Source organism: Methylopila jiangsuensis (assembly GCF_027922305.1).
Lineage (GTDB): Bacteria > Pseudomonadota > Alphaproteobacteria > Rhizobiales > Methylopilaceae > Methylopila > Methylopila jiangsuensis.
This window is the reverse complement of record NZ_BSFK01000016.1, coordinates 173,966-196,327: the sequence shown is the minus strand read 5'-3', so window position 1 is coordinate 196,327 and position 22,362 is coordinate 173,966. Positions and strand designations below refer to the sequence as shown.

General features: G+C 73.6%; 23 protein-coding genes. 18 read left to right on the top strand and 5 right to left on the bottom strand.

Annotated elements, in window-relative coordinates; genetic code table 11:
* Positions 1-65: 65 nt before the first annotated feature.
* The gene (locus tag PKE85_RS13730; RefSeq protein WP_271205328.1) at positions 66-1,829 is read left to right on the top strand and encodes a metallophosphoesterase family protein; all 1,764 of its coding nucleotides are present in this window, start codon (positions 66-68) and stop codon (positions 1,827-1,829) included.
* Between the two features lie 121 nt (positions 1,830-1,950).
* The gene (locus PKE85_RS13725; protein ID WP_271205327.1) at positions 1,951-2,586 is read left to right on the top strand and encodes a 2,3-bisphosphoglycerate-dependent phosphoglycerate mutase; all 636 of its coding nucleotides are present in this window, start codon (positions 1,951-1,953) and stop codon (positions 2,584-2,586) included.
* Positions 2,587-2,590: 4 nt separating this feature from the next.
* On the opposite strand, the gene PKE85_RS13720 is transcribed toward PKE85_RS13725, so the two are convergent.
* Positions 2,591-3,493 carry a methylated-DNA--[protein]-cysteine S-methyltransferase gene (locus PKE85_RS13720; RefSeq protein ID WP_271205326.1) on the bottom strand — a complete coding sequence of 301 codons (903 nt, stop codon included), beginning with the start codon at positions 3,491-3,493 and terminating at the stop codon, positions 2,591-2,593.
* Positions 3,494-3,565: 72 nt separating this feature from the next.
* Positions 3,566-4,081, bottom strand: coding sequence for a DUF2244 domain-containing protein (locus tag PKE85_RS13715; protein ID WP_271205325.1), 516 nt, complete (start codon positions 4,079-4,081; stop codon positions 3,566-3,568).
* A gap of 20 nt (positions 4,082-4,101) precedes the next feature.
* On the opposite strand from PKE85_RS13715, the gene nth reads away from it, so the two are divergent.
* Positions 4,102-4,848: an endonuclease III gene (gene nth, locus PKE85_RS13710; protein ID WP_271205324.1), complete on the top strand. Its 747-nt coding sequence runs from the start codon at positions 4,102-4,104 to the stop codon at positions 4,846-4,848.
* A 30-nt stretch (positions 4,849-4,878) separates the two neighbouring features.
* On the opposite strand, the gene greA is transcribed toward nth, so the two are convergent.
* A complete protein-coding gene (greA, locus tag PKE85_RS13705) occupies positions 4,879-5,358 on the bottom strand; it encodes a transcription elongation factor GreA (protein ID WP_271205323.1) in 480 nt (159 codons plus the stop codon).
* A gap of 163 nt (positions 5,359-5,521) precedes the next feature.
* Between greA and PKE85_RS13700 the strand changes: the two genes are divergently transcribed.
* Positions 5,522-7,231, top strand: a complete 1,710-nt coding sequence (locus PKE85_RS13700; protein ID WP_271205322.1) for an ATP-binding protein — start codon at positions 5,522-5,524, stop codon at positions 7,229-7,231.
* A 161-nt stretch (positions 7,232-7,392) separates the two neighbouring features.
* A complete protein-coding gene (locus PKE85_RS13695) occupies positions 7,393-8,472 on the top strand; it encodes a GNAT family N-acetyltransferase (RefSeq protein ID WP_271205321.1) in 1,080 nt (359 codons plus the stop codon).
* 108 nt (positions 8,473-8,580) lie between these two features.
* Here the strand turns inward: PKE85_RS13695 and PKE85_RS13690 are convergent, their stop codons facing one another.
* Positions 8,581-9,363: a 3-hydroxybutyrate dehydrogenase gene (locus PKE85_RS13690; RefSeq protein ID WP_271205320.1), complete on the bottom strand. Its 783-nt coding sequence runs from the start codon at positions 9,361-9,363 to the stop codon at positions 8,581-8,583.
* Between the two features lie 196 nt (positions 9,364-9,559).
* On the opposite strand from PKE85_RS13690, the gene PKE85_RS13685 reads away from it, so the two are divergent.
* The 13 genes from PKE85_RS13685 (at position 9,560) to PKE85_RS13625 (ending at position 21,803) form a co-directional block, all read left to right on the top strand.
* Positions 9,560-10,363, top strand: a complete 804-nt coding sequence (locus PKE85_RS13685; RefSeq protein WP_271205319.1) for a TSUP family transporter — start codon at positions 9,560-9,562, stop codon at positions 10,361-10,363.
* A 177-nt stretch (positions 10,364-10,540) separates the two neighbouring features.
* The gene (locus tag PKE85_RS13680) at positions 10,541-11,035 is read left to right on the top strand and encodes a hypothetical protein (protein ID WP_271205318.1); all 495 of its coding nucleotides are present in this window, start codon (positions 10,541-10,543) and stop codon (positions 11,033-11,035) included.
* Between the two features lie 81 nt (positions 11,036-11,116).
* The gene (locus tag PKE85_RS13675; protein WP_271205317.1) at positions 11,117-11,896 is read left to right on the top strand and encodes an alpha/beta fold hydrolase; all 780 of its coding nucleotides are present in this window, start codon (positions 11,117-11,119) and stop codon (positions 11,894-11,896) included.
* Positions 11,897-12,070: 174 nt separating this feature from the next.
* The gene (gene rpmI / locus PKE85_RS13670) at positions 12,071-12,268 is read left to right on the top strand and encodes a 50S ribosomal protein L35 (protein ID WP_020187175.1); all 198 of its coding nucleotides are present in this window, start codon (positions 12,071-12,073) and stop codon (positions 12,266-12,268) included.
* A gap of 62 nt (positions 12,269-12,330) precedes the next feature.
* On the top strand, positions 12,331-12,690 hold the full coding sequence (gene rplT / locus PKE85_RS13665; protein WP_271205316.1) for a 50S ribosomal protein L20: 360 nt from the start codon (positions 12,331-12,333) through the stop codon (positions 12,688-12,690).
* A 224-nt stretch (positions 12,691-12,914) separates the two neighbouring features.
* Complete coding sequence (gene pheS, locus PKE85_RS13660; protein ID WP_271205315.1) at positions 12,915-14,006, top strand: phenylalanine--tRNA ligase subunit alpha; 1,092 nt, start codon at positions 12,915-12,917, stop codon at positions 14,004-14,006.
* 174 nt (positions 14,007-14,180) lie between these two features.
* Positions 14,181-16,598, top strand: coding sequence for a phenylalanine--tRNA ligase subunit beta (pheT, locus tag PKE85_RS13655; RefSeq protein WP_271205314.1), 2,418 nt, complete (start codon positions 14,181-14,183; stop codon positions 16,596-16,598).
* 97 nt (positions 16,599-16,695) lie between these two features.
* Positions 16,696-17,151 (top strand): MarR family winged helix-turn-helix transcriptional regulator, encoded by a 456-nt coding sequence (locus PKE85_RS13650; RefSeq protein WP_271205313.1) that lies wholly within the window; start codon positions 16,696-16,698, stop codon positions 17,149-17,151.
* Positions 17,148-19,178 (top strand): FUSC family protein, encoded by a 2,031-nt coding sequence (locus PKE85_RS13645; RefSeq protein WP_271205312.1) that lies wholly within the window; start codon positions 17,148-17,150, stop codon positions 19,176-19,178. The genes PKE85_RS13650 and PKE85_RS13645 overlap by 4 nt, the downstream gene beginning before the upstream one ends.
* Positions 19,175-19,372 carry a DUF1656 domain-containing protein gene (locus tag PKE85_RS13640; protein ID WP_271205311.1) on the top strand — a complete coding sequence of 66 codons (198 nt, stop codon included), beginning with the start codon at positions 19,175-19,177 and terminating at the stop codon, positions 19,370-19,372. Before PKE85_RS13645 ends, PKE85_RS13640 begins: the two co-directional genes overlap by 4 nt.
* Positions 19,373-19,385: 13 nt before the next feature.
* Complete coding sequence (locus PKE85_RS13635; RefSeq protein ID WP_271205310.1) at positions 19,386-20,270, top strand: efflux RND transporter periplasmic adaptor subunit; 885 nt, start codon at positions 19,386-19,388, stop codon at positions 20,268-20,270.
* Between the two features lie 115 nt (positions 20,271-20,385).
* Positions 20,386-21,177, top strand: a complete 792-nt coding sequence (locus PKE85_RS13630) for a TPM domain-containing protein (protein WP_271205309.1) — start codon at positions 20,386-20,388, stop codon at positions 21,175-21,177.
* Complete coding sequence (locus PKE85_RS13625; protein ID WP_271205308.1) at positions 21,171-21,803, top strand: TPM domain-containing protein; 633 nt, start codon at positions 21,171-21,173, stop codon at positions 21,801-21,803. The genes PKE85_RS13630 and PKE85_RS13625 overlap by 7 nt, the downstream gene beginning before the upstream one ends.
* 13 nt (positions 21,804-21,816) lie before the next feature.
* Here the strand turns inward: PKE85_RS13625 and rimM are convergent, their stop codons facing one another.
* Positions 21,817-22,356 (bottom strand): ribosome maturation factor RimM, encoded by a 540-nt coding sequence (gene rimM / locus PKE85_RS13620; RefSeq protein ID WP_271205307.1) that lies wholly within the window; start codon positions 22,354-22,356, stop codon positions 21,817-21,819.
* Between the last annotated feature and the right edge of the window lie 6 nt (positions 22,357-22,362).

Here is a 22,362-nt window from a genome sequence, read left to right as displayed (position 1 = left end):
CCTGTTCCGGCGCGCCGCTTCGGGCATGATGGGCGTTCCTGAAACCGGACGCCCGGGCGCAGCGCATGCCGTTCCTGAACGACCCCCGCCGCGGCGACATCGAGGACGACGCCTCCAGCACCAAGCTCTGGTCGCTGGCCTCGCTCGCGGGCTGGGTGCTGGTGGAGATCAGCATCCCGAAGCTGCTGCTGGCGAGCGTGCTGCTGTTCGGCCTGCCCTGCCTGCTGCTGGGCGCGGCGCCGCTGCTCATCACGGCGTGGCTGTCCTCGGCGTCCCACAGCGCGACGCAGCTCGTCACCGGCCTGCTGCCGGTGGCGGTCCTCGCCGGCCTGCTCGGCCTGGCGGCGCTCGGGCTCAGGCCCGCCTTCCGGCTGGCGGAGCGCAGCTTCTGGTCGCTCAACGCGCTCACCGTTCAGCCGAGCTTCGTGCTGTGCCGGGAGGCGATGCGGCATTTCCTGGCGCGCCGGCTGTCGCTCTATCTGAAGCGCGACGGCGCGCGGGTGGGACGCTTCACGGCGCTGGCCGCCGCAGGCCTGATGTCCGCCGTCTCCGCCGCGGCGGCCTTTCTCGCCTGGCCCCATTCGCGCTGGATCGGATCGTGGCGGGAGCTCGCCGATCCGCTGGCGCTGCTGGGCGCGGCGTTCTCGAACAGCGTGGTGCTGTTCGGCCTTTACGTGGCGGTCGCGGCGCTGGTGTGGGGCTGGGCCGACGCCGCCATGGGCCAGCCGGTGACGCTCACCCGCCGCGATCCGGAACCCGGAAACGGCGTCCGGCCGCTCCGGGTGGCGCATCTGTCCGACCTGCACACGGTGGGCGAGCGCTTCGGCTTCCGCATCGAATGCGGCCGCAAGGGGCCGCAGGGCAACGGGCGGCTCGCGGACGTGCTGGCGGCGCTGGCGCGGGCGGACGCGGCCGATCCGCTCGACCTGATCCTCGTCACCGGCGACATGACCGACGCCGGACGCTCCGCCGAATGGGCGGAGCTGCTCGAGGCGCTGGATCGCCACCCGGCGCTGAAAGGGCGGATGCTGTTCCTGCCGGGCAACCACGACGTCAACGTGGTGGACCGGGCCAACCCGGCCCGTCTCGACCTGCCGTTCTCGCCCGGCAAGCGGCTGCGCCAGCTGCGGGCGCTCGCGCTTCTGGCGGGGCTTCAGGGCGACCGGGTCCGCGTCGGCCCGCCGCCGGAGGCGGGCGAGGCGCCGACGCTGTCCGCATGGCTGAAGCCGCATGAGGCGGCCATCCGCACCTTCCTGCGCACCGGGCGGGGCAAGCGCGCCCGGGACGTCCGCGCGGTGTGGGACGAGGCGTTCCCCATGTGGACGCCGCCCGCCACGCCGGACGGGCTCGGCGTCATCCTGCTGAACTCCAACGCCGACACCCATTTCTCCTTCACCAACGCGCTCGGCCTGATGCCGGCCGAGCAGGAGCGGCGGGTGGACGCCATCCTGAAGGCCTACCCCTCCGCCGCGTGGATCGTGGCGCTGCACCACCACCTCACCGAATATCCGCGCCCGACGCGCTCGCTGTCGGAACGCATCGGCACCGCGCTGATCAACGGCAGCTGGTTCCTGCGCCAGCTCAAGCCCCACGCCGACCGCCTGCTGGTGATGCACGGCCACCGCCACGTGGACTGGACGCTCTGCTGCGGCGACCTCAGGATCGTCTCCGCCCCGTCGCCGGTGATGGGCGAGCCCTATGTCCTGATCCAGCGGCTGACCGCAGGCGGCGGGCGTCTCGGGCTGCTGGAGGCGGAGCGGGTGACGCTGCCGGAGGACGAAGCCGCGCCCGCCGCCGCGCCCCGCGTCTCAGCCCTTGGACCAATGTGACGCCGGGCCGCGCCCTCCCCGGCGCGCCACGGCTTACATACGGAGCGGAGGGCGCGAGGCGGGCCAAGGGCTCGTTCGCCGGCGCCCGCTGCGAGCCGGCGCGCCGCCGGGCGAGGACGCCATGACCACGATGAAGCGCCTTCTGGTTCTTGTCCGGCACGGGCAGAGCGCGGACAACGAGCAGGATCTGTTCTCCGGCCTGCGCGACCCGGACCTGACGGCCCGCGGCGTGGCGGAGGCGCACGCCGCGGGACAGGCGTTGCGCGGGCTGGGCCTCCGCTTCGACCGGGCCTTCACCAGCGGCCTGCGGCGGGCCCAGCGGACGCTCGGGATCATTCTCGACGAGATCGGCCAGCCGGACCTCGCCACCGTGCGGGACGCGGCGCTGAACGAGCGCGACTACGGCGAGCTGGCGGGCCTCAACAAGACCCAGGCTCGCGCCCGGTTCGGGACCGAGCAGGTGCGCATCTGGCGCAAGTCCTACCACGAGACGCCGCCCGGCGGCGAAAGCCTCGCCGACACCGCGGCGCGGGTGTGGCCGTTCTACGAGCGCGAGATCGCGCCGGTGGTGGCGGCCGGCGGCCGGGCGCTGCTGGTCGGCCACGGCAACGCCCTGCGCTCCATGCTGATGCGGCTCGACGGCGTCGACCCCACCAGCATCGAGGAGGTCAACATCGGCACGGCGCAGTTCCTGATCTACGCCATGGCCGAAGACGGCGGCGGCCTCTCGCGGGTGGAGATCGCGCCGACGGCGTAAGGCGTCAGGGCGCGGCGGACCCGCGGCCTGCGTCGCCGGTCTCCCAGCCGAGCATGGCGCGCTTGCGGGTCAGGCCCCAATGGTAGCCGGTGAGCGCGCCGGAGGCGCCCACCACCCGGTGGCAGGGCACCACGAAGGAGATCGGGTTGCGCCCGACCGCGGCGCCCACCGCCCGCGCCGCCTTCGGCCGGCCGAGCGTCTCCGCCAGCCGGCCATAGGTGGTGGCCTGGCCGAGCGGGATCGACAGCAGCGCCCGCCACACCTCCACCTGGAAGTCGGCGCCGATCAGCACCAGCCGCAGCGGACGGTCCGGACGCCATTCGGCGGGGTCGAAGGCCTGCGCCGCGAAGGCCGCCACATGGGCGTCGTCGCGGATCAGTCGCGCCGCGGGCCAGCGGCCGGCGAGATCGTCCCGCGCGGCGGGAACGCCGGCCTCGTCGTCGGCGAAGCCGAGCCCGCACAGGCCGCGCTCCGTCGCCGCCAGCACCGCGAGGCCGAAGGGCGAGGGCGCGACGCCCCAGCGGATGTCGAGCCCCGCGCCGCCGGCCTTGAAGGCGCCCGGCGACATGGCCTCGTGGGTCACGAACAGGTCGTGCAGCCGCGCGGGACCGGACAGGCCGAGCTCGTAGGCCGCGTCCAGCAGGTTGGCCTCCTCCCGCCGCAGCAGGCCCCGGGCGCGATCGAGGGTCACCGCCTGCAGGAAGGCCTTGGGCGACAGCCCGCACCAGCGCCGGAACACATGGTTGAAATGGGAGGGCGACAGGCCGACCGCCGCCGCCACCTCCTCCGTGGAGGGCTGGTCGCGGAACCGCGTCGTCAGATGCTCCAGCGCGCGCCGCACCACGTCGTAATCTGACGGCGCGGGCTCCACGGAGGCGAGGGCGGTCAGGGTCGGGGCGGGCGGCATGGCGGTCTCCGGGAAACGGAGGCGGAGCATGGCGGGCGCACCGGGCGTCCGCCACCCGAAAGCGACGGCGGCTCAGTCCACGGCGCGCCGTGGCCCGGCCTTGGCTGTGGCCAGCGCCGCGCCGAAGGCGTCGGCGAACTCGGCCCGCTCCGGAGGCGACAGCGCTTGCGCCACGTCCACCGCCATGCGCCGCTCCCGCACCGCGAGCCGCGTCATGCCGAACTCGTCGTCGGTCTCGCTCTCGATCCGGGTCCAGAGCGGGTTCATGCGCCATTCCCGGCGCTCGCCCCGGTGGGTGATCTTCGCGATGGTCAGCTCCACATAGGTGAGCGCGATGCGCTCGCAGGCGCGGGCCTGGGCGAAGCTCGCCCGGAGCGCCAGCCACAGCAGGGCCACGTCGAGGCCGAAGAAGCCCACCACCGGCCAGGCGCCCATGAGGACGAACGGCAGGCTCACGGCGGCGGAGACGATCCCGAAGCCCGCCACGAGGATCAGCGCGCCGCGGCGCCCAAGCGAGCGGTGCGGCGTGATCTCGGCGGCGAAGACCTGAAGGTCGGCCGCGTGCTCAGGGCTGGCGGGAGGGGCCATGGCCTCAGTATAACCCGTCCATGCCGCCTCGCCAGAGCCCCCCGAAGACCGCGCGTCCGCGCCGCGCCACCGCCGCCCCGGCGCGGCTGACGCCCGCCGTGGCGGAGGAGATCTTCCGCCGCTTCCACGCCCGCGATCCCGAGCCCAAGGGCGAGCTGGAGTACGTGAACCCCTACACGCTGCTGGTGGCCGTGGTGCTGTCGGCGCAGGCCACCGACGTGGGCGTCAACAAGGCGACCCGCGGCCTGTTCGCGGCGGCCGCCACGCCCGAAGCCATGGTGGCGCTGGGCGAGGACCGGGTGCGGGAGCACATCCGCACCATCGGCCTGTTCCGCACCAAGGCGAAGAACGTGATCGCGCTGTCCGAGCGGCTGATCGCCGAGCACGGCGGCGCGGTGCCGCCGTCGCGCGCGGCGCTGGAGCTGCTGCCGGGCGTCGGCCGCAAGACCGCCAACGTGGTGCTCAACATCGCCTTCGGCGAGCCCACCATCGCGGTGGACACCCACCTGTTCCGGGTCGGCAACCGCACCCGGCTCGCGCCGGGCAAGACGCCGCTGGAGGTGGAGCTCGGGCTCGAACAGGTGGTGCCCGACCGCTACCGCCGCCACGCCCACCACTGGCTGATCCTGCACGGCCGCTACGTCTGCAAGGCGCGCGCGCCCGACTGCCCCGCCTGCCTGATCGCGGACCTGTGCCCGTTCGAGCCCAAGACGGTGGAGAAGGCGGCGGCCGGGCCGCGCAAGGCCGCGCCCGCCGACGCGGCGTAAGGCGGGACCACGCGTCCCTGCGAGGCGGCTTCAGCCGACGGCGACGATCTCCACCTCGCCGTTCGGCAGCGTCGCGGCGTCGCCCGCCCGCTTGCCGATCAGCGCGCGGGCGAGCGGGGAGACATAGGACACCGAGCCCTTCGCCGGGTCGGCCTCGTCCTCGCCCACGATGCGGAAGGTCTGGCGGCGGCCGTCCTCCCGGTCGAAGGTCACGGTGGAGCCGAAGGCCGCCACATCCGGATCGTGCGTCGGCTCCACCAGTTCGGCGGTGGCGCGGCGGGCGGCGTAGTAGCGCAGGTCGCGGGTGGCGCGGGCCATGGCGGTGCGGTCGGTCTGGATGTCGCCGGAGGCCTGCGCCGCCGCATAGGCCGCCCGCGCGGCGGCGAGCGCCTCGTCCAGCGCGGCGAGCCCCTCCCGCGTCACCAGATTGGGATGCTGGGAGATCGGACGGTCGGGCAGGTCCGCGGCGGTGGCCTCAAGGTCCTGCTCGCGGGTGAAGGCGACGCTCATGATGGTCGGTCTGGCTTTCTGGCGGTCTGCGAAGCCGATGAGGATCGCACGGTTGACGGGCGCAAGGAAAGCAGCCCCGCGCACGGCTAACGCTTCCTCAACGCGAAGCGGCGATGCTGGCCCGGCCGCCTGTTCCGGGCGCCGGTCGGGAGACGTAACCAGCGTGACCCTCATCGCCATCCTCGCGGGCGTCGGCCTTGTGGCGGCCCTTCTCGTCATCGCCGCGCTGCTGCGCCGGGCGAGCGCCCATGACGCGGAGATGGAGCGGCTGCGCGACGCGCTGTGGCGCTCCACCGAGCAGGAGGAACGCGCCCGCGCCGACGGCGCCGCGGCGCTCGCCCTGGCGCGGGAGCAGGCGGACGAGGGCGCCCGCGCCAAGTCCCGCTTCCTCGCCACCGTCACCCACGAGATGCGCACGCCGCTGTCCGGCGTCGCCGGCGCGGCCGACCTGCTGCTCGGCACCGCGCTCGCGCCCGAGCAGCGCACCTACGCCCAGGCGGTGCGCAGCTCCGCGGAGGCCATGCTGGGGCTGGTGGACGAAATCCTCGACATGTCGCGCATCGAGGCCGGCAAGGTGGCGCTGCAGCCGGCGCCGTTCGATCCGGCCGCGGTCGCGGAGCAGGTCGCCGAGCTGCTCGCCCCCCGCGCCCAGGCCAAGGGGCTGGACTTCGCCGTCTTCGTCGCGCCCGACGCGCCGGCGCGGATCACCGCCGACGCCGCCCGGTTGCGCCAGATCCTGCTCAACCTCGCCGGCAACGCGGTGAAGTTCACCGACGCCGGCGGCGTCGGCCTGCGGGTGGAGCCGGCGGGCGCGGGCCTGCGCTTCTCCGTCTGCGACACCGGGCCGGGCTTCGACCCCGCCGACGCCGCCCGCCTGTTCGGCGAGTTCGAGCGCGGCGCGGACGAGGCGGGCGCTCCGGGCGTCGGCCTTGGCCTCGCCATCAGCGCCCGGTTGGCGGAGGCCATGGGCGGAACCATCCGCGCCGAAGCGACGCCCGGCCGGGGCGCGACCTTCACCCTCACCCTGCCCGCGCGCGACGCGGCGCCCGCCGCCACGCTGGAAACGCGCCTTGAAGGGCGTCGCGTCGCCGTGCTGTCCGACGCGCCGTTCAGCGGGCCGTGGCTGGTGGAGCGGCTCGCGCTCTGCGGCGCGGAGGCTCGGCTGATGGCGACCTGCGGCGCCGCGGCCGACCAGGCCGAGGCGCTGAAGGCCTTCGCCGCGGACACCGCCCTGATCGACCGGCCGGGCGGCGAGCGCGCGCCGGCGGACCTCGCGCTCGCCGCCCGGCTCGGCGGCGTGGGGCTGCGGCTCGCGCTGCTGAACCCCGCCGACCGGGGCGAGCTGCCGGGCCTCGCCGCCGACGGCTTCGACGGCTTTCTGGTCAAGCCGGTGCGCACCGCCTCGCTGGTGTCGCGCCTCACCGATCCCCGGCCGATCTCCGCCTCCGGCGCCCTCGAGCCGCAGGACGCGCCGGCGCCGGCGGGTCGGGGCCTCAAGGTCCTGCTCGCCGAGGACGACGAGGTGAGCGCGCTGATCGCCACCGCCCATCTCAAGCGCCTTGGCCATGCGCCGACCCGTGCGCGGGACGGGCTCGCCGCGCTGGAGGCGCTGACCGGCGCCGCCTTCGACGCCGCCCTGCTCGACATCCGCATGCCCGGCCTCGACGGCCTCGCGGTGGCGCGGCGCGTGCGGGCGCGGGAGGCGGAGTCGGGCGCGCGCCCGCTGCTGATGCTGGCGCTGTCCGCCAACGCCTCCGACGAGGACCGCGCCGCGACGCTCGCCGCCGGCTTCGACGCCGCGCTGGTCAAGCCGCTCGACTCCGCCCGGCTGGCGGAGCTGCTGGACGGCTGCACGACGGCGCGCGTCGCCTGAGCCCTCAACCGTTTCCGGAGCGATGACAGCGGTTTGAGCTGTCATATGGCCGTCGGCGGAGTATGGTGTCCTGTTCGTTGCGGCCGAGATGCCCGCCGCCGGACGCGACGCCGCTCCGGCGTCCACAAGAGGCGCCCGACCGCCCCACGCTGAGGCTGACCATGGCCATCGTCCGCGCCAATCCGACCGGTCCCGCCGCGCTCGTGCGCCGCTTCCGCTCGCACCATTCGGCGGAGCGCCCCGGCGCCGCCGCCAAGCTGATCGCCAGCTTCCGGGGCGCCGCCGCGCCCGAGTCCACCCCGAGCCGGGCGCAGCTCGAAGCCTCCGCCGCCCGCCTGCCCAAGCCGCTCGGCCGCATCGGCGCGCTGGAGCTGCGGCTCGCCGAACGGCCGAAGGACGTGAAGCGCGCCCAGCGGCTGCGCTACGAGGTGTTCTACAAGGAGATGGCGGCCGTCGCCGACCCGCTGGCCAAGCTCGCCCGCCGCGACATGGACGCCTATGACGCGGTCTGCGACCACCTGCTGGTGCTCGACCACGGGCCGAAGCCGGCCCATCCGGTGGCGGGCAAGCTGCTGGCCGGGCTGCAGGGCCTCGATCTGAAGGGCTTCGAGGCCAAGGCGCCCTTCGCCATCGGCGCCGCCGCGCCCAAGCCGAAGAAGCCCCGCGTGGTCGGCACCTACCGCCTGCTGCGGCAGGAGCAGGCGGACCGCGCCTTCGGCTTCTACACCGCCGGCGAATTCGACATCGCGCCGCTGGTCGCCCGCCATCCGGGCCTGTCGTTCCTGGAGCTCGGCCGCTCCTGCGTGCTCAAGCCCTTCCGGGACAAGCGCACGGTGGAGCTGCTGTGGCACGGCGTCTGGTCCTACGTGGTGGCCCACGACGTGGACGTGATGATCGGCTGCGCCAGCCTCGAAGGCGTGGACCCCGAACGCATGGCGCTGCCCCTGTCCTACCTGCACCACTTCCACCGCGCGCCGGCCGAATGGGCCGCCGCGGCGCTGCCCGGCCGCCGCACCGACATGAACCTGATGCCCAAGGAGGCGATCGACCTCAAGGCGGCGCTGAAGGCGCTGCCGCCGCTGATCAAGGGCTACCTGAGGCTCGGCGCCTTCGTGGGCGACGGCGCGGTGATCGACCGCCAGTTCGGCACCACCGACGTGCTGATCGTGCTGCCGCGCGCCGTCATCAACCCGCGCTACGTGGCCTATTACGGCGCTGACGCCAGCCGCCACGCCGCCTGAGGCCTGGGAAACACGGGCGTCACGCCCGGCGAACGCCGGACATGACGGGTCTCTGGACGGCGGATCGCGGGGATCAGGCGGCGACGCCCGCGGTCCGGACGCCGCCGTTCACGCCGCCGTCCAGCCGCCGTCGATGGGCAGCGACGCGCCGGTGATGTTGGCCGCGGCGTCCGAGCACAGGAACGTCACGAAGGCGGCGACCTGATCCACCGTCACGAACTGCTTGGTGGGCTGGGCCGCCAGCAGCACGTCCTTCTTCACCTGCTCCTCGGTCAGGCCGCGGGCCTTCATGGTGTCGGGGATCTGCGCCTCCACCAGCGGCGTCCATACGTAGCCGGGGCAGATGGTGTTGGCGGTGATGCCGGCCTGGGCCACCTCCAGCGCCAGCGACTTGGTGAAGCCGGCCACGCCGTGCTTGGCCGCCACATAGGCCGACTTGTAGGGCGAGGCCACCAGCGCATGGGCCGAGCCGGTGTTGATCACCCGGCCCCAGCCCTTCCTCTTCATGCCCGGCAGCGCCGCCTTGGCGGCGTGGAACACCGCGTTGAGGTTGATGGCGATGATGCGGTCCCAGGCGGCGTCCGGGAACTCGTCCACCGGCGCCACATGCTGGATGCCGGCGTTGTTGACCAGGATGTCCACCGCCCCGAAGCGGTCCTCCGCCGCCTTCACCATGGCGGCGATCTGCTCGGGCTTGGTCATGTCCGCCGGATTATAGAGCGCCTGAACGCCGAACTCGGCTTCGATCGCGACCCGCGCCTTCTCGATCTCGCCGGCGTCGCCGAGCCCGTTGATCACCACGTCGGCGCCTTCGCGGGCGAGCGCGCGGGCGACCGCGAGGCCGATGCCGCTGGTGGAGCCGGTGACGAGCGCGGTCTTGGTCTTCAGCATGCTGTCCTCCCTCAGGGCGGCTTGGGCTGCCCGTCCCATCAGTCGCAAACGCGCGCCCGCTCCGCAACGCGCGAAACGGCGGCGCGGGTCCGCCCTGCGGCGCGCGCGGCTCGCCTTTCGGGCGCATGGCGGCTATGCCTCCCGGCGCTCCGCGTAAGGCGTCACGCCCGAAGGCGGAGGCTGGAGCCCTGCCCCCGTGTCCTTCTCGCTTGAAACGCTGGCCCTGTTCTTCGGCGCAGGCCTGTTCGCCGGCGTCGTCGACGCCATCGCCGGCGGCGGCGGCCTGATCACCCTGCCGACGCTGCTGCTGGGCGGGCTCGATCCGGTATCGGCGCTCGCCACCAACAAGCTGCAGGGCTCGGTCGGAACCGCCACCGCCACCTTCCGCTTCACCCAGGCCGGCATGCTGGACTTCCGCAGCCGGGAGACCTGGCGGCTCGCCGCCAGTTCCTTCGGCGGCGCCGCCGTCGGCGCGGCGCTGGTGACCGTGGCGCCGGTGGAGGCCATGCGCGTCGGCCTGCCCTTCCTGCTGATCGCGGTGGCGCTCTATTTCATCTTCGGGCCGAGGCTGTCGGACGTGGACGGCCGCCCCCGGCTGTCGCCCGTCGCCTTCTCGCTCGGAGTGGCGATGCCGATCGGGGCCTATGACGGCGTGTTCGGCCCCGGCACCGGCTCGTTCTTCATGATCGCGCTGGTGGGGCTCGCGGGCTTCGGCGCGGTGAAGGCGGTGGCGCGCACCAAGCTGCTCAACCTGTCGTCCAATCTGGCCAGCCTGATCGTCTTCGTGATCGGCGGCCATGTGGTGTGGACGGTGGGCGCCGTCATGGGCTGCGGCGCGCTGATCGGCGCGCGGCTCGGCGCGGGACTCGCCCTCAAGCACGGCGTGAAGCTGGTGCGCCCGCTGGTGATCGTGGTTGCGCTTGCGCTCAGCCTGCGGCTGATGCTCGATGCCGGCCACCCGGTCGGCGCCGCGTTCTGGGCGGCCATGGCCGGAGGCTGAAACGCCTGTTTGAGACTTGCCGAAGCGCGCGATCCAAGCTCCCGTCATGCCCGCCGCATGGCGGGCATCCACGACTTCTCGCGGCGTGGATGCTTGAGCGTCCAAGTCGTGGATGCCCGAGACAAGCTCGGGCATGACGGTTGCCTGAACGCCCCGACAGGCCCTGAGGAGGACCACATGCGTCGTCTCGCCCTAAGCGCCCTTGTGAGCCTCGCGGCGACCCCCGCCGTCGCGGTGGACGCGAAGCCCTGCTCCGCCTTCGCCTGGGACGTGAGCGCGGATGTGGCGGCGCTCGCGACGGCGGAGATGGTTCCGAGCGGCTCGACGATCCTTCCCGCCCCCGCCGTGGCCGTGCGGCTGCTGATGACGGACGCGGACAAGGCCGGCCTCGCGCTGCCGCCGGAGCAGGCGCAGGCCCCCGCCGCGCTGGCGGGGACGCTGCGATTCGAGGCCCGAGCGGGCGCGTGGCGGGTGACGACCACGGAGCGGGTCTGGTTCGACGTGGTTCAGGACGGATCCCCTGCGACGCCGCTGGGCTTCACCGGCGATCCCATCTGCGAAGGCGCGCGCAAATCCATGCGCTTCACGCTCAAGGACGGCCCGGCGACGCTGCAGGTCAGCGGCGCGCCGAGCCGCACCGTGGGCGTGGCGGTGACCGCCGAGACGCCCTGAGGCGAACCGCCTTCACGCCGCCCAAATCCGCGCGCGTGGTGCCGTGATCGCGCGGCGGGCCGCGCTCCGGGCCGCCTCGCCATGACCTATCGCCGCGCCGTCCTCGCCGCTCTCGCCACCTTCGCCGTCGTGGCCTATCCGGCCGCGCACAAGACCTTCACCCACTGGTTCCCCGGCCTGAAGCAGGCGCATCTGCCGCCGGGCGAGACCCTGCCCGAACTCGCCGACCTGCCGGTGGTGGCGGTGGCGCCCAAGGGGCCGCCGCGGGCGCTGGCGGTGATCGTCACCGGCGGCGGCGGCTGGGCCACCATCGACCGCAGGCTCGCGAAAGGCTTCGCGGATGACGGCGTCGCCACCATCGGCCTCGACAGCCTGCGCTACTTCCTCACCCCCCACTCCCCCGACGAGGTGGGCGCGGACGTGGGCCGCATCATCGAGACCGCCCGGCGGCTCTGGGGCGTCCAGGACGTGGCGCTGGTGGGCTACTCCTTCGGGGCGGACACCGTCCCCGTGGCCTACAACCGGCTGCCCGAGCCGGACCGGGCGCTGGTGCGCTCGGTCGCCATGCTCGGCCTGTCGAACACCGCAGATCTCGCCATGGGCGTCGCCAAGGTGGCGGCCCGGTTCGAGGGCTATCCGAAGCCCACCGTCCCGGAAGTGGTGCGGGCGGAAGAGGCCCCGGAACGGCCGACGCTGATCTGCGTCTATGGCGCCGAGGAGCAGGCGGTGGGGCGCACGCCCTGCCCGAGCTTCGACCCCGCCCGCGTCACCCTGATCGAGACGCCCGGCGGCCACCATTTCGACGGCGACTACGACCGCATCGCCCGGGCCATCTCCGCCACCATCAGGCGGCGCGCCTGACCCGTTGCAAACCGGGGCCGCGGCGCGTATAAGCCCGGCTTCCGCGCGCGCCCGGCCGGTTATGGGCTGCCGTGGCGCGCCCAATCCTGCTCGAAGCCTCGGGCCTGGCCGCCTCTCCGTCTCGGGGATCGGCGACCGCACGCCGGGGGCTTCTCCTTCTTTTCGGAGAGCGAAATGCCCAAGATCAAGTCCAAGTCGGCGGCGAAGAAGCGCTTCCGCTTCACCGCGACCGGCAAGGTCATCTCCGCCCAGGCCGGCAAGCGCCACGGGATGATCAAGCGCACCAACAAGCAGATCCGCAACCAGCGCGGCACGACCATCCTGACGCCGCAGGACGCGCGGATCGTCCGGACGTTCCTGCCCTACGGCTGACGCCCGCTCTGCTTTTCCCAAGCGCTTTTCCCGAACACCTGAGATCACGAGAGATTTGACCCATGGCTCGCGTTAAACGGGGCGTCACGTCCCACGCCAAGCACAAGAAGACGCTCGCCGCCGCGAAGGGCTTCTACGGCCGCCGCAAGAACACGATCCGCGCCGCCAAGGCCGCCGTCGATCGGTCGATGCAGTACGCCTACCGCGACCGCAAGAACAAGAAGCGCACCTTCCGCGCGCTCTGGATCCAGCGCATCAACGCCGCGGTCCGCGAGCACGAGCTGACCTACTCCCGCTTCATCGACGGCCTCGCCAAGGCCGGCATCGAGGTGGACCGCAAGGTGCTGTCCGAGCTCGCCATCGCCGAGCCGGCCGCCTTCGGCGCCCTGGCCGCCAAGGCCAAGGCCGCGCTCACGGCGTGAGGCCTTCCGGGCCGCGCCCTTCGAGGCGCCGGCCCGGACCACGATCAGCCACGCGACGTCGCCCCGGCCCGAGCGCCGGGGCCCCTCTCCCCCTCCGCCGCCGGAGCTCGTCGAAGACGCGGGGGACATGGATCGCGGCGCAGCGGCCGCGGTGGCGCCCGGCGCGGGATATTCCCCGCGCTTCCCTGTCGTTCCGGCGGCCTTCGCAGAAGACCGCGCCGCCGATGACCGACCTTGCAAGCCTTTCCGCCCTCGAAGCCGACGTTCTGGCCGCCGTCGCCGGCGCCGCCGACGAGGCCGCGCTTGAAGCCGTGCGCGTGGCCGCCCTCGGCAAGAAGGGCTCCGTCTCCGAAAAGCTGAAGACGCTCGGGACCATGTCCCCGGACGAGCGCAAGACCTTCGGCCCGGCGCTGAACGCGCTGCGCGACCGGGTGGCCGGCGCCCTCGCCGACCGCAAGGCCGCGCTCGCCGACGCGGCGCTCGAGGCCCGGCTGGCCTCGGAGCGGCTCGACGTCTCGCTGCCCGTGCGCGAGAGCGGGCTCGAGACCGGCCGCATCCACCCGGTCAGCCAGGTGATGGAGGAGATCGCGGCGATCTTCTCCGCCATGGGCTTCTCGATCGCCGAAGGGCCGGACATCGAGACCGACGAGCTGAACTTCACCGCGCTGAACTTCCCCGTGGGCCACCCCGCGCGGGAGATGCACGACACCTTCTTCCTGCCCGAGAAGGCGAACGGCGAGCGCCTGCTGCTGCGCACCCACACCAGCCCGGTGCAGGTGCGCACCATGCGCGCGGGCACGCCGCCGATCCGCGTCATCTGTCCGGGGCGCACCTACCGCTTCGACATGGACCAGACCCACACCCCCATGTTCCACCAGGTGGAGGGCCTCGTCATCGACGAGACCGCCCATATGGGCCACCTGAAATGGGTGCTGGAGGAGTTCCTGAAGACCTTCTTCGAGGTGCCCTCGGTGGAGCTGCGCTTCCGCCCGTCCTTCTTCCCCTTCACCGAACCGTCGATGGAGGTGGACGTGCGCTGCCGCAAGCTGCCCAACGAGGTGCGCATCGGCGAGGGCGACGACTGGCTGGAGATTCTCGGCTGCGGCATGGTGCATCCGAACGTGCTGCGCAACTGCGGGCTCGATCCGGACAGGCATCAGGGCTTCGCCTGGGGCATGGGCATCGACCGCATCGCCATGCTGAAATACGGCATGCCGGACCTGCGCGACCTGTTCGCCGCCGACGCCCGCTGGCTCGCGCATTACGGCTTCCGCCCGCTCGATTTCCCGACGCTCGCCGCCGGCCTGTCGTCCTGAAACGCCGATGGAGAGGCCGGAGCGCGCCTGAAACTGACGTCATGCCCGCCAAAGGCGGGCATGACGTCGAGCGTTGAACGACCGAGCCGGCTCTGAACCCAGGCCGACCGTCCTGATGATCCCCGGCTCGCCGCCCCCTGCGCGGCCGCGCCGACGCCCTGAGGGCCAAAGCTGATGAAATTCTCCCTCTCCTGGCTGAAAGAGCACCTCGGCGGCGACGCCGACCTCGCCCTCGTGACCGACACGCTGACCCGCGTCGGGCTGGAGGTGGAGGACGTGGAGGACAAGGCGGGCGAGCTCTCCGCCTTCGTCGTCGGCCACATCCTGGACGCCAAGCGCCACCCCAACGCCGACAAGCTTCAGGTCTGTTCGGTGGACGTCGGAAAAGGCGCGCCGTTGCAGGTGGTGTGCGGCGCCCCGAACGCGCGCGCCGGCCTCAAGGTGGTGTTCGCGGCCCCCGGCACGGTGGTGCCGTCGTCGGGCGTGAAGCTCGGCGCCTCCGAGATCCGCGGCGTGGCGTCGGGCGGCATGCTGTGCTCGGCGAAGGAGCTCGGCCTGTCGGACGAGAGCGAGGGCATCCTTGAGCTCCCTGCGGATTCGCCGGTCGGCCGCCCCTTCGCCCCGCTGGTCGGGCTCGACGATCCGGTGATCGAGATCGCGGTGACGCCGAACCGGCCGGACTGCCTCGGCGTCCACGGCGTGGCGCGCGACCTCGCCGCCGCCGAGATCGGCGAGCTGCGCGATCCGTCGATCCGCGCGGTCGCCGGCGCCTTCCCCTGCCCGGTCAAGGTGACGTTCGACTTCGGCGACACGGAGCCCTTGGCCTCGTTCTTCGCGCTTCGCCTCGTGCGCGGCGTCACGAACGGCGCCTCGCCGGAGTGGATGCGGCGGCGCCTGACCAGCGTCGGCTCCAAGCCCATCAACGCGCTGGTGGACGTCACCAACTATCTGAGCTTCGACCGCGGGCGGCCGCTGCACGTGTTCGACGCCGCCAAGGTGACCGGCGACCTCGTGGTGCGCCGCGCCCGCGCCGGCGAGACGCTGGTGGCGCTCGACGGCAAGACCTACGCGCTCGACGCGACCATGTGCGTGATCGCCGACGACGCCGGCCCGCAGGCCATCGCCGGCGTCATGGGCGGCCTCGCCACCGGCTGCGACGCGACCACCACCGACGTGCTGATCGAGAGCGCGCTGTGGGACCCGCTCTCCGTGGCCCGCACGGGGCGCGCGCTGAACCTGAACTCCGACGCCCGCCACCGCTTCGAGCGCGGCGTCGATCCCGCCTTCGCCCTGCCGGGGCTGGAGCTCGCCACCCAGCTCGTGCTCGACATCTGCGGCGGCGAAGCCTCCGGCATCGCGACCGCGGGCGAGGTCCCCGAGCGCGACCTGATCATCGACTTCCCCGTCTCCGAGGTGAAGCGGCTCACCGGCCTCGCGCTCACCCCGGCCGAGGTGAAGGCGCCGCTGGCGCTGCTGGGCTTCTGGGTCACCGGCCAGGGCGAGACCCTGAAAGCCGCCGTGCCGAGCTGGCGCCCCGACGTCTCCGGCAAGGCCGATCTGGTCGAGGAGGTGGTGCGCATCGTCGGCCTCGACCGGCTGGTGGCGACGCCGCTGCCGGCCGCCTTCGGCTCCGGGCCGAAGCTGTCGCCCGTCCAGCGCCGCGCCCGCGTCGCCCGCCGCACGCTGGCCGCCCGCGGCATGGTGGAGGCGGTGACGTGGTCCTTCGTGTCGAAGACCCAGGCCGAAGCCTTCGGCGGCGGAAAGCCGGAGCTTGCGCTCGCCAATCCCATCGCCGCCGACCTGTCCGACATGCGGCCGAGCCTGCTGCCGGGCCTGATCGCGGCCGCCCAGCGCAACGCGGACCGGGGCTTGGCCGACACCGCGCTGTTCGAGGCGGGGCAGGTGTTCTGGGGCGACCGCCCCGAGGACCAGAAGATCGCGGCCGCGGGCCTGCGCCGCGGAACCGCCAAGGCGCGGGGCGCGGGGCGCCACTGGGGCGAGGCCGCCGCGACGGTGGACGCTTTCGACGTCAAGGGCGATGCGCTCGCGGCCCTGGCGGGCCTCGGCCTGCAGCCCTCGGCGGTGCAGATCGCGCAAGGGGCGGCGCCGGGCTGGTTCCACCCCGGCCGTTCGGCCGCGCTGCAGCTCGGCCCCAAGGTCGTGCTTGGCGCCTTCGGCGAGCTGCACCCGCGCACGCTGCAGGCGCTCGGCGTCTCCGGGCCGCTGGTGGGCTTCGAGCTGATCCTCGACGCCCTGCCCCAGCCCAAGGCCAAGCCGACCCGCGCCAAGCCGCCGTTCGAGGGCTCGGCCTTCCAGCCGCTCAGCCGCGACTTCGCCTTCGTGACCGACCGCGACACGCCGGCGGGCGAGCTGATCCGCGCCGCGCTGGCGGCCGACCGCAAGCTCGTCGCACGCGTCGACCTGTTCGACCGCTACGAGGGGCCGGGCGTGCCCGAGGGCAAGGTGTCGCTGGCGCTGGCCGTGACGCTGCAGCCCCGGGAGAAGACCCTCACCGACGCCGAGATCGAGGAGGTCGCGGCCCGCATCGTGGCGCAGGTGACCAAGGCGACGGGCGCCGCCCTGCGCGGCTGACGCCCGCCCCTCCCGGCTCAGCAGCCCCGCCATGGGCGCGGGACTGCCGCGCCGGAGATCGCTCGACAGCTATTAGATAGCGCCCTATTTAATAGCCATGTCCATCGCCCCGCTCCCACCGCTCGCCGCCGAGTTCGGCTACCAGCTCGGCCACGCCGCCCGGCGCTGGCGGCGGGCGCTCGACGAGGCGCTGGCCTCGGAGGACCTGACCGAGGCCATGTGGCGGCCGCTGGTGCATCTCGCCCGGCTCGGCGACGGCGCCCGGCAGAACGACCTCGCCCGCTCGCTCGGCATCGAGGGGCCGTCGCTGGTGCGGCTGCTGGACCGGCTGGAGGCGGCGGGTCTCGTCGCCCGCAGCGAGGACCCGACCGATCGCCGCGCCAAGGCGCTGCGCCTGACGCCCGAAGGCGCGGCGCTGACCGACCGGCTGCAGACCACGGTGCGCGCCGTCTGCGCCGAACTGACCGAGGGCGTGTCGCCGGCGGAGCTGGAGGCCTGCCTGTCGGTGTTCGCGCGCATGGCCGAGCGCGCCGACCGCCGGGGACGGCCGTGAACGCCCTGTCCTCCGCCAAGCTGATCTTCGCGCTGCGCACCACGGCGGCCGCGCTGCTGGCGGCCTATGCGGCGTTCGTGATCAACCTGCCCCAGGCCGCCACCTCGATGATGACGGTGTTCATCGTCTCCCAGCCGCTCGCCGGCATGGTGCTGTCCAAGTCGCTGTTCCGCGTCGTCGGCACCGTGATCGGCGCGAGCGCCGCGGTGCTGTTCGCCGCCCTGTTCGCCCAGACGCCGGAGCTGATGGTGGGCGCCGCCTCGCTGTGGATCGGGGCCTGCGTCGCGGTCTCGGTGCTGCTGCGCGACGCCCCGGCCGCCTATGGCGCGCTGCTCTCCGGCTACACGGTGGCGATCATCGCCTTTCCCAATGTGGACGCGCCGCAGGCGGTGTTCCTGTCCGCGCTCGACCGGGGCGCGGAGATCTGCGTCGGCATCGTCGCCGCAACCGTCCTCAGCCAGACGCTGTTTCCGCAGACCGCCGCCGAAGCGCTGAAGCGCGCCACCGGGGCCGCGGTCGCCTCCGTCGCGGCCTTCGCGGCCGACACCCTGCGCGGCCGGCCTGACCGGACGCAGGCCATGCGCGACCGCCGCGCCATGATCTCCGCCGTGCTGAAGCTCGACGGGCTCCGGGTCCACGCCGCCTTCGACGACGCCGGCGTGCGGCTCTCCAACCGCCGCCTGCGGCTGCTGCACGGGCGGCTGATGAACCTTCTGGCGCTGGTGGTCTCGATCCATGACCGGATGGAGATCCTGCGCGAGCAGTTCCCGGACAAGGTGGAGGCGCTGAGGCCGCGGCTGCGTCAGGCGGCCGACGCGCTCGAACATCGCGGCGACCCGCAGGCGCTCGCCGCCGCCCGCGCCAGACTCGCCTCGGCCCTGCCCGACACGGAGGCCATGCGCGGCGACCGCGGGCTGGTGGTGGAGCGCGTTCTGCTGGTCCGCGCCATGGACCTGCTCGACTTCGCCGCCGACGTGGAGCGTCTGGGCGAGGCGCGCGGCCCCGCGCAGGCGCTGAAGGACGAGAGCGCGGACGACGTGGCGCTGGCGCGCTACCGCGACCCCCGGCTCGCGCTGGTCTCCGGAGGGGTGGCGGCGATCGCCCTGATCGTGATCTCGGTGTTCTGGAGCGCGTCGGGCTGGAACGCCGGCGCCGGCGCGGCGGTGATGGTGGCGGTGATGACCAGCCTGTTCGCCCAGCAGGACGACCCGGCCGCCGCCGCCGGGGCCTTCTTCAAGGCCACCGTCGCCGCCACCGCCATCGCCGCGGTCTACGCCTTTGCGGTGCTGCCGCGCATCGAGGGCTTCGAGACGCTCGCGATCTCGTTCGCGCCGCTGCTGATCGGCGCCGGCTACGCCATGACCTTTCCGCGCTTCGCCCTGCTCGGCCTCGCGGTGGCGCTGGGCGCGCTGAACCTGATCAACCTCACCAATGTGGCGACCCACGACTTCGCGGCCTTCGCCAACAACGCGCTGGCGCAGCTCGTGGGCATCGGCGTCGCCGCCGCCCTGCTCGGCACTCTGCGTCCCATCGGCGCGTCCTGGCCGATCGCGCGTCTCGTCCGGGGCCTGCATGAAGACCTGGCGGGCGCCATGGCGGGCCGCGACGTGGGCCGCCTCGCGTTCGAGGCTCGCATGTTCGACCGCATCGACGGGCTGATGGCCCGGCTCGACCTGTCGGACCCGGACCAGCTCGCGCTGGAGCAGGGCGCGCTCGCCGGCGTGCGGGTGGGCCTGAACGCGCTGGCGCTGCGGCGGGTGGCGCGAACCCTGCCCGCGCCCGCGGATCAGGCGGTGTCCGACGCGCTGGCGGCGCTGACGCGCCATTTCCGCCGGCTGGCGCGGGGCGAAGCCTCGGCCGTCCCGCTCGACCGGCTCGACGCGGCGCTCGACGCCGCGCTCGACCCGCGGCTCGGCGCCCGCGAGGACGCCGACGACCTGCCGATCTGGATCGCCGCGCTGCGCGGCGCGCTGGCCCGGCACCCGAAGCTGTTCGGCGCGCCCGCGCCGGAGGGAGGCGCCGCATGATCAAGGAGCTCGATCTGTTCGGCGTGTTCGCGCCGCCGCTGCTGCTCTATCTCGCCGTCGCCGCCCTGCTCTGGCAGCCGCTGCGGATGGTTCTGGAGCGCGTCGGCTTCTACCGGCTGGTCTGGCGGCCGGCCCTGTTCAATCTGGCGGTCTATGTGATCACGCTCGCGGGCGTGTGGGCCGTGCTGTCATGAGGAGTGCGCCGTCATGCCGTCGCTGAAGAGCGGGCTCCGGATCGCCGTCACGCTGCTCGCGCTCGCCGCCGCCGTGGCCGCGGGCGTGTGGCTGTGGCGCTCCTACGTCTACGAGCCGTGGACGCGGGACGGGCGCGTGCGCGCCGACATCGTGCGGCTGGCGCCGGACGTGGCGGGACAGGTCTCGGAGCTGAAGGTGCGCGACAACCAGCAGGTCAAGCGCGGCGACGTGCTGTTCGTGGTGGACCGGGAGCGCTACGCGCTGGCGCTGGAGCTCGCCCGCGCGGTGGAGGCCGGCCGCGCCAGCGATCTGGAGCAGCGCCGCCGCGAGTCCGACCGGCGCGACCGGCTGACCTCCAGCGCCGTGTCCGAGGAGACCCGCGAGCAGGCCCGCGCCGCCGTCGCAGCCGCCGACGCCGCCCTCGGCCAGGCGGTGGCGGAGCGCAAGACGGCGGAGCTCAACCTCGCCCGCACCGAGGTGCGCGCGCCGGTGAACGGCTACGTCTCCAACCTTCTGCTGCGGCCCGGCGACTACGTCACGGCCGGCAAGCCGGTGATCGCGCTGGTGGACAGCGACAGCTTCTACGTGGCCGGCTACTTCGAGGAGACCAAGCTGCGGCTGATCCGGGAGGGCGACCGGGCCGTGGTGCGTCTCATGGGCCACCCGGAGGACCTGACGGGCCATGTGGAGAGCGTCGCCCGCGCCATCGCCGACCGCGACAACGTCGCCGGCGACGACCTGATCGCCAACATCAATCCGAGCTTCGCCTGGGTCCGGCTCGCCCAGCGGGTGCCGGTGCGCGTGCGGCTCGACGGCGCGCCCGCCGACCTCCGCCTCACGGCGGGGCTCACCGCCACCGTGGTGATCGAACCGAAGGCGCAGGCCGGGACGCGCTGACGTCCGGCGCCCGCCTCGCGGGGAGGAGAATGGCGGGTTTCGCTCTCCAGACGGGCTTTCCGGGGCCCTGCCCCGCTTGCCGCCGCCCACGGCGCATCTAGCTTAAGGCGCGAACATGATCGCCGTCCGCCGCCCCCTCGCAATCGCCGTCCGCGCAGGCCTCGCCGGCCTGTGGCTTGCGCTCGCGCCGGCGGCGGCCTGGGCGCAAGAGCTGACGTTCCCGGCCTTCACCGGCTATGTGGTCGATCAGGCGGACGCGCTCCCGCCCGACGCCGAGCGGGCGCTGACCGACAAGCTCGCCGCCTTCCAGCGGACCACCGGCCACCAGTTCGCCGTCGCCACCGTGCCCTCGCTGCAGGGGACCTCGGCGGAGGATTACGGCAACCGGCTGTTCCGGACCTGGAAGCTCGGCGACGCGACCCGCAACGACGGCGCGCTGCTGCTGGTGGCCCCCAACGAGCGCAAGGTGCGGATCGAGGTCGGCTACGGGCTCGAGGGCGACCTTACCGACGCGGTGTCCCGCCTGATCATCGAGAACGCCATCCTGCCCCGCTTCCGGGCCGGCGACATTCCGGGCGGCGTCGCCCGGGGCGCGGACGACGTGATGGCGGTGTTCTCCGGCCATGCGGAGGACTTCAAGGCCCGTGCGGCGGAGCGGCGCGAGGAGCCCCCGCTGTTCGCAACCCTGTTCATGGCCGCCTTCGTGCTGTTCTTCCTCTATGTGTTCTGGCGCTCGCTCCGCTCCGCCCCGCTCAACGGACGCCGCCGGCGCGCCGCGCCGTGGATCATCGGCGGCCCCGGCATGGGCGGCGGTTTCGGCGGCGGATGGTCCGGCGGAGGCGGGGGCGGCTTCGGCGGCGGAGGCGGCGGCTCGTCCGGCGGCGGCGGAGCCTCGGGCGGATGGTGAGCGCGGCGACCGTCCTCACGCCCGCCGACCGCGGCCGCATCGCCGAGGCGGTCCGCGCCGCGGAGGCGCGCACCGCGGCCGAGATCGTGGTGGTGATCGAGACCGAGACCTGCGAGGAGACCGACGCCACGCTGGCGCTGGTGGCGGCCGGGCTGATCGCCATCGGCGTCGCGCTGCCGCTGTCTCACCTCAACCTGTCGATCCTGCTGCTGGCGGCGCTTCAGGCCGCGCTGTTCCTTGCGCTCGCCGGGCTCGCCGCCTCGTCGCGGGTGCGGCGGGCGCTCCGGCTGGACCGGCTGGCGGCGCCGGCGTCCGCCCACCGCGCGGCGCTTTCGGCCTTCGACGAGCTTGGCGTCTCGGGCACGAGAAACCGCATCGGCGTGCTGATCCATGTGGCCGTGGCGGACCGGCGCGCCGAGGTGATCGCCGACGTGGGCGTGCACGAGGCGGTCGACCCGGCGACCTGGCGGGAGGAGGTGGCGCTGATCGTGGACGCCGCCCGCGAGGGCCGGCTGATCGAGGGCGTCGTCGCCGCGGTGGCGCGCTGCGGCGAGGCCTTGGCCGACGCCCTGCCGCCGGAGCCCGGCCGGCGGGACGAACTGCCGGACGAGCCGGTGATCCGCTGACGTTCGAAGACGCTCAGCCCTCGGGGCCGTCCGAGGGCGGGTCCAGCAGCCCGTCGGGAATGGCGGCCACCAGGCGGCCGCCCGCCATGTCCACCACCGGAATCACCGCCCTGGTGAAGGGCAGGTAGACCGTGCGCCGCTCGCCCCTGAGCCGCACCTCCAGAAGATCGTCGGCGCCGAAATTGGTCACCGTCACCACCTCGCCGACCGCCGCGCCGTCCGCGGTCTCGACGCGCAGGCCGATCAGGTCGGTCCAGTAGAACTCGTCCTCGTCCTCGTCGGGCAGCGCCTCGCGCGGCACGAACAGGCCGACGCCGTTCAGGGCTTCGGCCTTGTCGCGGCTGTCCACGCCCTTGAAGCGCACCACCAGCATGTCGTCCTTGAGGTGGCGCAGGCCGGCCACCGCGAAGGCGCGCACGCCGTCCTCGGCGGTGATGGGGGCGTAGGCCGCGAGATCGATCGGGTTGGCGGTGAAGGACTTCACCCGCACCTCGCCCCGGACGCCGTGGGCGGCGCCGATGACGCCGATCTGAACCCGTCGGGAAGAGGTCATGGGCGG